Source organism: Streptomyces sp. NPDC006265 (assembly GCF_040613555.1).
Classification (GTDB): domain Bacteria; phylum Actinomycetota; class Actinomycetes; order Streptomycetales; family Streptomycetaceae; genus Streptomyces.
Genome location: NZ_JBEXSH010000343.1, coordinates 1 through 8581 on the forward strand (window position 1 = coordinate 1; position 8581 = coordinate 8581).

6 protein-coding genes are annotated in these 8581 nt (G+C 70.5%); 3 read left to right on the top strand and 3 right to left on the bottom strand.

What is annotated here, in order from left to right:
* Positions 1 to 411 precede the first annotated feature (411 nt).
* A complete protein-coding gene (locus tag ABZ281_RS25525) occupies positions 412 to 861 on the top strand; it encodes a PTS glucose transporter subunit IIA (RefSeq protein WP_356659027.1) in 450 nt (149 codons plus the stop codon).
* 77 nt (positions 862 to 938) lie between these two features.
* Positions 939 to 2609, top strand: coding sequence for a phosphoenolpyruvate--protein phosphotransferase (gene ptsP / locus ABZ281_RS25530; protein ID WP_298564733.1), 1671 nt, complete (start codon positions 939 to 941; stop codon positions 2607 to 2609).
* Positions 2610 to 2677: 68 nt separating this feature from the next.
* Here the strand turns inward: ptsP and ABZ281_RS25535 are convergent, their stop codons facing one another.
* A complete protein-coding gene (locus tag ABZ281_RS25535) occupies positions 2678 to 3568 on the bottom strand; it encodes a hypothetical protein (protein WP_356659029.1) in 891 nt (296 codons plus the stop codon).
* Between the two features lie 175 nt (positions 3569 to 3743).
* Entirely contained in the window at positions 3744 to 5711 is a 1968-nt protein-coding gene (locus tag ABZ281_RS25540) for an acetoacetate--CoA ligase (protein WP_356659031.1), read from the bottom strand.
* 211 nt (positions 5712 to 5922) lie between these two features.
* Here ABZ281_RS25540 and ABZ281_RS25545 point away from each other — a divergent pair, with 211 nt between their 5' ends.
* Positions 5923 to 8283, top strand: coding sequence for a TIM-barrel domain-containing protein (locus ABZ281_RS25545; RefSeq protein WP_356659033.1), 2361 nt, complete (start codon positions 5923 to 5925; stop codon positions 8281 to 8283).
* Positions 8284 to 8291: 8 nt separating this feature from the next.
* On the opposite strand, the gene ABZ281_RS25550 is transcribed toward ABZ281_RS25545, so the two are convergent.
* Positions 8292 to 8581, bottom strand: a 290-nt coding sequence (locus ABZ281_RS25550) for an NUDIX domain-containing protein (protein WP_356659035.1), incomplete at its 5' end; no start/stop codon positions are given.

Genomic DNA, 8581 nt, shown 5'->3' on the forward strand with positions numbered 1-8581 from the left:
CTGGCGTTGACTTTTGGCACGCTGTTGAGTTCTCAAGGAACGGTCGCTTCCTTTGTACTCACCCTCTCGGGCTTTCCTCCGGGCTTCCCTTCGGTGTTCCACACTCTATCAGTGTTTTTCCGGCCCTCTGACCACCGTCCTGCAGACATGCAGAAGTGAGCCCGGAGATAGGATCTGACAAGTTGGTTGCTGCTCGGCCAGGGCGCAAGGTTGCGTCGCTCAGCCCCAAGCAGGAGTACGACTGTACACGCGGCCGTGGAGCCGGTGCAAATCGATTTGGGGTATGGTCTAGACCACTTCGGAGTGCGTACGCGGAACCGGCACTTCAGGTGACATACGCTGCTGAACAGTGTGCCGCCCGGTACCTACACAGGGACGGCCATATCGATCTCCACCCCTGGGAGGCTTCCCATGACCACCGTGACGTCCCCGCTCGCAGGACGCGCCATAGGACTGGCAGCCGTGCCGGATCCCGTCTTCTCCGGGGCCATGGTCGGCCCGGGCACAGCGATCGACCCTGTACGTGAGCCCTCCGAGGCCGTCTCGCCCGTGGACGGCGTCATCGTCTCCCTGCACCCGCACGCGTTCGTCGTGGTCGACGAGAGCGGACACGGCGTGCTCACCCACCTCGGTATCGACACCGTGCAGCTCAACGGCGAGGGTTTCGAGCTGCTCGTGAACAAGGGCGACACCGTCAGGCGCGGTCAGGGTGTCGTGCGCTGGAACCCGGCCGCCGTCGAGGCCGCCGGAAAGTCCGCCATCTGCCCGGTCGTGGCGCTGGAAGCCACGGCCGAAGCTCTCTCCGATCTTCGCATCGACGGCGAAGTGAAGGCCGGCGACGGTCTCTTCCTCTGGAAGTGACGTCCGTGCCGTCATATGACGGCGAGTACGACAACCAACGCGGCGGCGGGCCCGCCGCTCTATCGGAGACGGGTGAGATGGAGACAACGCTGCGAGGCGTCGGCGTGAGCCACGGTGTGGCCATCGGCGAGGTACGGCACATGGGAACGGCGGTGCTCGAGCCGCCCGCGAAGCAGATCCCGGCGGAAGAGGCGGAGCGTGAACAGGGGCGCGCCCGCAAGGCCGTGGAGGCGGTGGCTGCGGACCTGATGGCACGCGGCAACCTGGCCGGCGGCGAAGCCCAGGCGGTGCTCGAGGCGCAGGCCATGATGGCCCAGGACCCCGAGCTGATGGCCGACGTGGAGCGTCGGATCGCCGTCGGCAGCACGGCGGAGCGCGGGGTGTACGACGCGTTCGCCTCGTACCGCGAGCTGCTGGCCGGAGCCGGTGAGTACCTCGCCGGTCGCGTGGCCGACCTCGACGACGTGCGGAATCGTATTGTCGCCCGTCTGCTGGGAGTGCCGATGCCGGGCGTCCCCGACAGCGACGAGCCCTATGTGCTGGTGGCCCGTGACCTCGCGCCTGCCGACACCGCCCTCCTGGACCCGACTCTGGTGCTCGGCTTCGTCACCGAGGAAGGCGGTCCGACCAGCCACAGCGCGATTCTGGCCCGGGCCCTCGGTGTGCCGGCCGTGGTGGCGCTGCCGGGGGCCGGTGAGCTCGCCGAGGGCACGATGATCGCCGTCGACGGCAGCACGGGAGAGATCTTCGTGGACCCGAGCGACGACAAGAAGGCGCAGCTCGAAGCCGCTGCCGCCCAGCGGAAGGCTGCCTTGGCGGCCTCCACCGGACCCGGTGCCACCGCCGACGGGCACAAGGTGCCGCTGCTCGCGAACATCGGTGGCCCCGCTGATGTGGAGGCCGCCGTCGAGGCCGGTGCCGAGGGGGTCGGTCTCTTCCGTACCGAGTTCCTCTTCCTGGACGACAGCAAGCAGGCGCCCTCCGAGGAGAAGCAGGTCGCCGCGTACCGGCAGGTGCTCGAGGCGTTCCCCGAGGGGCGTGTCGTGGTGCGGGTGCTGGACGCGGGCGCGGACAAGCCCCTCGACTTCCTCACGCCGTCCGACGAGCCGAACCCGGCGCTCGGCGTGCGGGGTCTGCGGACGCTGCTCGACCACCCGGAGGTCCTGCGCACCCAGCTGACCGCGCTGGCGAAGGCCGCCGAGGGACTGCCGGTCTACCTCGAGGTCATGGCCCCGATGGTGGCGGACCGTACGGACGCCCGTGCTTTCGCGGACGCCTGCCGTGAGGCTGGGCTGAGGGCGAAGTTCGGCGCGATGGTCGAGATCCCGTCGGCCGCTCTGCGGGCTCGCTCGATCCTGCAGGAGGTCGAGTTCCTGTCGCTGGGGACGAACGACCTCGCTCAGTACACCTTTGCCGCCGACCGTCAGGTCGGTGCGGTCTCCCGTCTGCAGGATCCGTGGCAGCCCGCTCTTCTCGACCTGGTGGAGCTGTCCGCCGAGGCGGCGAAGGCCGAGGGGAAGAGCTGTGGTGTCTGTGGTGAGGCCGCGTCCGACCCGCTGCTCGCGTGTGTGCTGACCGGTCTCGGCGTCACCTCCCTCTCGATGGGTGCCGCGTCGATTCCCTATGTCCGGGCGACGCTGGCGAAGTACACGCTGGCGCAGTGCGAGCGGGCCGCTGCGGCGGCGCGGGCGACGGACAGCGCCGAGGACGCGCGCAGCGCGGCGCAGGCGGTGTTGTCGGGCGAGTAGCTCGGGCTCGCGGTCGACGGCTTGCCCGGAGGGGCGCTCCACTGAGGTGGGGCGCCCCTCCGGCGTTTTCAGTGCGTGTGGCCCTGGGCGGGTTTCTCTTCGCCGAGGTCGGGCGGTGCGCAGTAGTCGACGTTGGATTCCGGGGAGATCAGGTCTCCGGATTCGATGTCTGTGCAGTAGGCGTCGAAGACCTCCCCCGCGGTGAGGGGCTCGAGTCCGTATGCGCGCATGCGCCAGCCGTAGACGCGGTCGGGTGTGTCCGGGGCACTCGCCCGGATGACGAGTCCTCCGGGACTTTCGGTGGCCAGGCCGAGGGCCAGGACCGTGGTGAACTCGAGGGCTTCGGTCTCGTCCAGTTCCAGAGCGGCTCCGTCGTCGCCGATGTGGAGGGCGGCGATGAGGGTTTCCGGCGGTCCGGTGACGCTGCAGACGAGGTGGCGGTTGCCGGGCGGGGCCGTGTCGAGGATGCGGACGAGGAGGCCCGCGGCCCGGGTGAAGGCGGCGCGTCCGAGGTCCTCACCGCAAGAGGTGCAGGCGCCGAGGCGGGCGAGCAGTGCGGTCGCGTACTCCCAGGTGGCCTGCCGGACCGCCTCGTCGACGAGGGCCGGGACGAGGTCGGACAGCGGCCGGCCGTCATAGGGAAGGGTCGGGCCAGTGGCCGCGATCTGTGCGGTGAAGCGGGTGCGGCTCGACGGGTTGTCGGGGTCCAGGCCCTTTTGTGTGCAGAACTCGGCGTATTCCTCGGGGTCGAAGAGGGCCACTGTGGTGTGGCTGCCCTGCAGGGCTCGGGTCCTGAGGAGGGACTCCACCTGTTTCAGGTAGGTCTCGTGGTCGGCGAACGTGAAGGTGCGGTAGCGCCGCATGGCCCGGAAGTCGTGTTCGTCGGTGAGCAGGCCGATGGTGCCGGCGATCTCGCGGTGCAGGACGCGTCGCATGGTGCGGTTGTCGGTGTGCGTCATGGTTTCCCCCTGTGCACGGTCGATCAATGCTCACTCACAGTAACCGGCGGCACTGACAATCGAGCCGGGCTTGGTTGAGCGAGCAGGCGAACGCGGATCAAGGGTGCAGGTCACAGCAGGTATCGCTGTGACCTGCACCCTGAGCCTTGGTGACGGGGAGTTGTGCGGCGGAGGGTCAGGCGCGCTTGCGGGCCAGGTCCTCGTAGAAGTTCAGCAGGTCGAGGTTGTCGATGGAGCCCGGGTTGACCGCCTTCTCCAGCGGGGTGCCTTGGAGGAGGCGTTTGACGGGGACCTCGATGCGCTTGCCGGTGAGGGTGTGCGGGACGCCGGGTACTTCGATGATCTCGTCGGGGACGTGGCGCGGTGACAACTGCTCCCGGATCGTCTGCTTGATGCGGTTCAGCAGGGCTTCGTCGAGGACGGTCCCGGGCGTCAGATGGACGAAAAGGGGCATCCAGTAACCGCCGTCGCTCTGCTCGATGCCGATGACGAGGGATTCCCTGATCTCGGGGAGCCGCTCGACGGCTTCGTAGATGTCGGCGGATCCCATGCGGACGCCCTGGCGGTTGAGCGTGGAGTCGGAGCGGCCGTGGATGACGACCGATCCGCGGGAGGTGAGGGTGATCCAGTCGCCGTGCCGCCATACGCCGGGGTAGGTGTCGAAATAGCTGTCGTGGTAGCGGCTGCCGTCCGGGTCGTTCCAGAAGTGGATGGGCATCGACGGCATGGGGTTGGTGACGACGAGCTCGCCGACCTCGTCGACGAGCGGGTTGCCGCTGGGGTCCCAGGACTGCAGGTCGGTGCCGAGGCACGGGGCCTGGAGCTCGCCGACGTGGACGGGGAGGGTCGGGACGGCTCCGGCGAAGCAGGAGCACACGTCGGTGCCGCCGCTGACGGAGGCGATCCACAGGTCGTCGCGGACCTCGTCGTGGAGCCAGCGGAAGCCGTCGGGCGGGAGCGGCGACCCGGTGGTGGCGACGCACTGCACGGAGGACAGATCGAAGTCGCGGGACGGGTGCACGCCGGCCTTGCGGCACGCCATGACGTAGGCGGCCGAGGTGCCGTAGAGGGTGGCTTTCGTGCGTTCGGCGATACGCCACTGGGCGCCGGTATCGGGGTAGCCGGGGCTGCCGTCGTAGAGGACGATCGTGGTGCCGGTGAGCAGGCCGGAGACGAGGAAATTCCACATCATCCAGCCGGTCGAGGTGTACCAGAAGAAGCGGTCCTCGGGGCCGAGGTCGCAGTGCAGGCCGAGTTGTTTGAGGTGTTCGACCAGGATGCCGCCCTGGGACTGGACGATGGCCTTGGGCAGGCCGGTCGTGCCGGAGGAGTAGAGCACCCACAGGGGGTGGTCGAAGGGCACCTGCTCGAAGACCGGCTCGGTGTCGGCCGAGGTGAGGGCCGACCAGTCGAGGGCGCCCTCGGGTGGCTCGGTGCCGAGGAGCGGGATGTGGATCACGGCGCGCAGGGTGGGCAGTTCGCGGCGCAGTTCGGTGACGACCTCGCGCCGGTCGTGCTCCTTGCCGCCGTAGCGGTAGCCGTCGACCGTGAACAACACGACGGGTTCGACCTGCTGGAAGCGGTCGAGGACGCTGCGGGCGCCGAAGTCGGGTGCGCAGGACGTCCAGACGGCGCCGACGGCGGCTGTCGCGAGGAGGGCGACCACCGCCTGGGGCACGTTCGGGAGGTAGCCACTGACGCGGTCGCCGGGGCGAACCCCGAGGGAGCGCAGTTCGGCGACGAGGGAGCCGACCTGGCGGCGCAGCTCGGCCCAGGTGACGGGGCGTGCTTCGTGTGTCTCGTCGACGTGCAGGAGGGCCGGTTCGTCCGCGCGGGTGGAGGCCGCGCGCAGGGCGTGTTCGGCGTAGTTGAGGGTCGCTCCGGGGAACCACTGGGCGCCCGGCATCGAGCGGTCGCCGAGCACGCGCGCGTAGGGGTGCGAGAAGCGGACGTCGAACCATTCCGTGACGGCTCTCCAGAAGGTGTCCAGCTCGTCGACGGACCAGCGCTGCAGCGCCGCGTAGCCGCCGTCGGCGGGGGCGCCGTGGTGTTCGGCGGCCCAGGCCTGGAACCTGGTGATCCGTGCGCGGGTGATGCGCTCGGAGTCGGGCTGCCAGAGCGGCTGGAAACTGTCGGTCGACATGGTCGGCTCCCGGACTGTGCGCGTCGTGTGCGTCCTCCGCGCACGGGCTGGGGTGTGCGCGTGAGCGGCTGGCACGGACAATGCCATGTGATCGACTTCGGCACCAGGGTGCGCCCCACATAGTCCGTGTCGTGAAGATGTGGTCCTGGCACAGGTGAACGGCAGTTGAACGACACACGTTTGCGGGGCGGTCGGTGGCAGGGTGAGCAGCATGAACGGTCGTGACCTGGTGCGTTCGGTGAAAGCGGTGGCTTCGGTGGGGGCGGCGCAGGGTGTGCGTACCGTACGAGCAGCGTGGCGCAGGCGCCGCGCCGACGCCACCGGGCTGCCGGCGCGGGGGGCGGAGCGTGCGCGGGTGCCCGGGCCCGTACAGGACGTGAAGCCGGGGCCAGGAGGCGGTGTCGTCCGGTTCAGCCGGTCGGAGCTGCGGATTCTGGTCGCCGTGAACGGGGCCGTGTTCTGGGGCTGGGACGGGGCGGAGCCCGAGCCGTCGTATGCGCTGGCCGGCCGTTGTCCGGACCCGGATCCTCGGGCGGTTCTGGAGCCGGACAAGGACGGCGGCTGGCGTGTGGTGGCCGAGCGGGTGACGGTGGCGGTCTCGCGGTACGGCGCGGTGGAGGTGCGTACCCCGGGTGGTGTGACCCTGCGGCGTGATCTGCCGCCGCGGTGGTGGGAGCCGGTCGGCGGCGGTCCGGCGCGGTGGATGCAGCGCTCGGAGGTGGGCGCCGACGCCCGGTTCTTCGGACTCGGGGGGCGCAGCTCGGGTCCGCGCCTGCCGGACGGGGCGTACCGGCTGTGGAACAGCGATCCCGGCCGTGCCTTCGCGCCCGGGGATGATCCGCTGTACATCACGATGCCCGTGCAGCTGGTGGTGTCCGACGGCGGTACGCATCTGGCCTTCCACGACAGCTCGTGGGACGGCACGGTGACACTGCGGGAGGGCGAGGAGGGCGCGGGCTCCGGGCACGACCGTGCCGGGACGAGCGAGCTGCGGATGGACGGCGGGCCGCTGCGGTGCTGGGTGACGGTGGGCACCCCCGCGCGTGTGCTGCTCGCCTGGGCATCGCTCACCGGGGCGCCCGCGCTGCCGCCCGCGTGGGCGCTCGGGCACCATCACGCACGGTGGGGGTTCGGCAGTGAGCAGGAGGTGCGGCGGATCGTCGCGGGCTACCTGGAGCACGATCTGCCTCTGGACGCCGTGCACCTGGACATCGACCACCTCGACGAACATCAGGTGTTCACCGTCGACCAGGACCGCTTCCCCAAGCTGCCGGTGCTGGCCGAGAATCTCCGGCGGGACGGCATCCGGCTGGTGTCGATCGTCGACCCGGCTGTGAAGGCTCTTCCTGGCAACGCGGTGTACGACGGCGGTGCGGCCGGGGAAGCGTTCGTGCGGGACGCCTCGGGGCAGGTCGTGGAAGGTGTCGCGTGGCCCGGCGAGGCGGTGTTTCCCGATTTCACGCACGCGCGCGTGCGTGAGTGGTGGGGTGACCTCTACGAGGAGCGGCTCGCGCAGGGGTTCTCGGGGTTCTGGCACGACATGAACGAGCCCACGTCGTTCACCGCCTTCGGCGAGTCGACATTGCCGCGCTCGGCACGCCACTCCCTGGAGGGACGGGGCGGTGACCATCGTGAGGCGCACAACGTGTACGCGCTGTGCATGGCCAGGGCGGGGTTCGAAGGGCTGCTGAGGCTCACGCCCGAGGAGCGGCCGTTTCTGTTCTCCCGCTCCGGGTGGGCCGGCATGCAGCGCTACGGGGGGACCTGGTCGGGGGACGTGGCCACCGGGTGGCCCGGGCTGCGGGTCTCTTTGGCGCTGGTGATGGGGCTCGGGCTGTGCGGCGTCCCGTACTCGGGCCCGGACGTCGGGGGCTTCGACGGGGATCCGTCCCCCGAGCTGTATCTGCGGTGGTTCCAGCTGGGCGCGTATCTGCCGCTGTTCCGTACGCACGCGAGTCTGCGGGCGGGGCGCAGGGAGCCGTGGGAGTTCGGTGGCGAGGTGCTCGAGCACGCGCGCGTGGCGCTCGTCGAACGCCGTCGGCTGCTGCCGTACTTCATGACACTGGCGCATCTGGCGCGGCGTACCGGAGCGCCCTATGTGCGGCCGTTGTGGTGGGCGGCGCCGGAGGAGCGGGCGCTGCGCGACTGCGACGACGCCTTCCTGCTGGGTGACAGCTTGCTGGTGGCGCCGGTGCTGGCCCCGGGCGCGGACCGGCGTGCCGTGCAGCTCCCGTGGGGGCGCTGGTACGACACCGCGACAGGGCGGGCGTACGAGGGGCCGGGGCAGGTGCTCGTCGACGCTCCCCTGGCGCGGATCCCGGTGTTCGCTCGCGCGGGTGCCGTGCTCCCTGTCCGCGGAAAGGACGGTGGGCTGGAGCTGGAGGTGTGGGCGCCCGCCCGGGGGCGGACCGGGGGCGGGCTGGTCGTGCCGGACGGGGGCGACGGGTGGGACGAGCCGGAGATCGAGCGCTACACCGCTCGGTGGACGGGCTCTGGGGTGGTCGTCGAGCGGGAGGGCGAGGACGGCGGCGGCGCGCCGTCCTACCCGGTGCGCGTCCGCGGGGGCGGGTAGCGCTGAGCTCAGATGTACCGGCCCTCGAACCAGGCCCGCACGGCCAGGGTGTGCAGGGGGAAGGCGAGCTCCTCGGGACTGCGCAGGAGGTGCCAGCCCTCCGTCTCGTCCGTGGCGGCGGAGGAGGGCAGGCTCTCGGCGGGGCGCTCCGGGAGAAGGCCGAACAGCAGCAGGTGGCCGTCGGGCGCGCTCATCGCGTCGGCGAGCCGTACGTCACGGCCGGCCGCGTCGATGCCGGTTTCCTCCCGGAGTTCGCGTATGACGGCCCGCCGCCAGTCCTCCCAGTCGTCGATGTAAC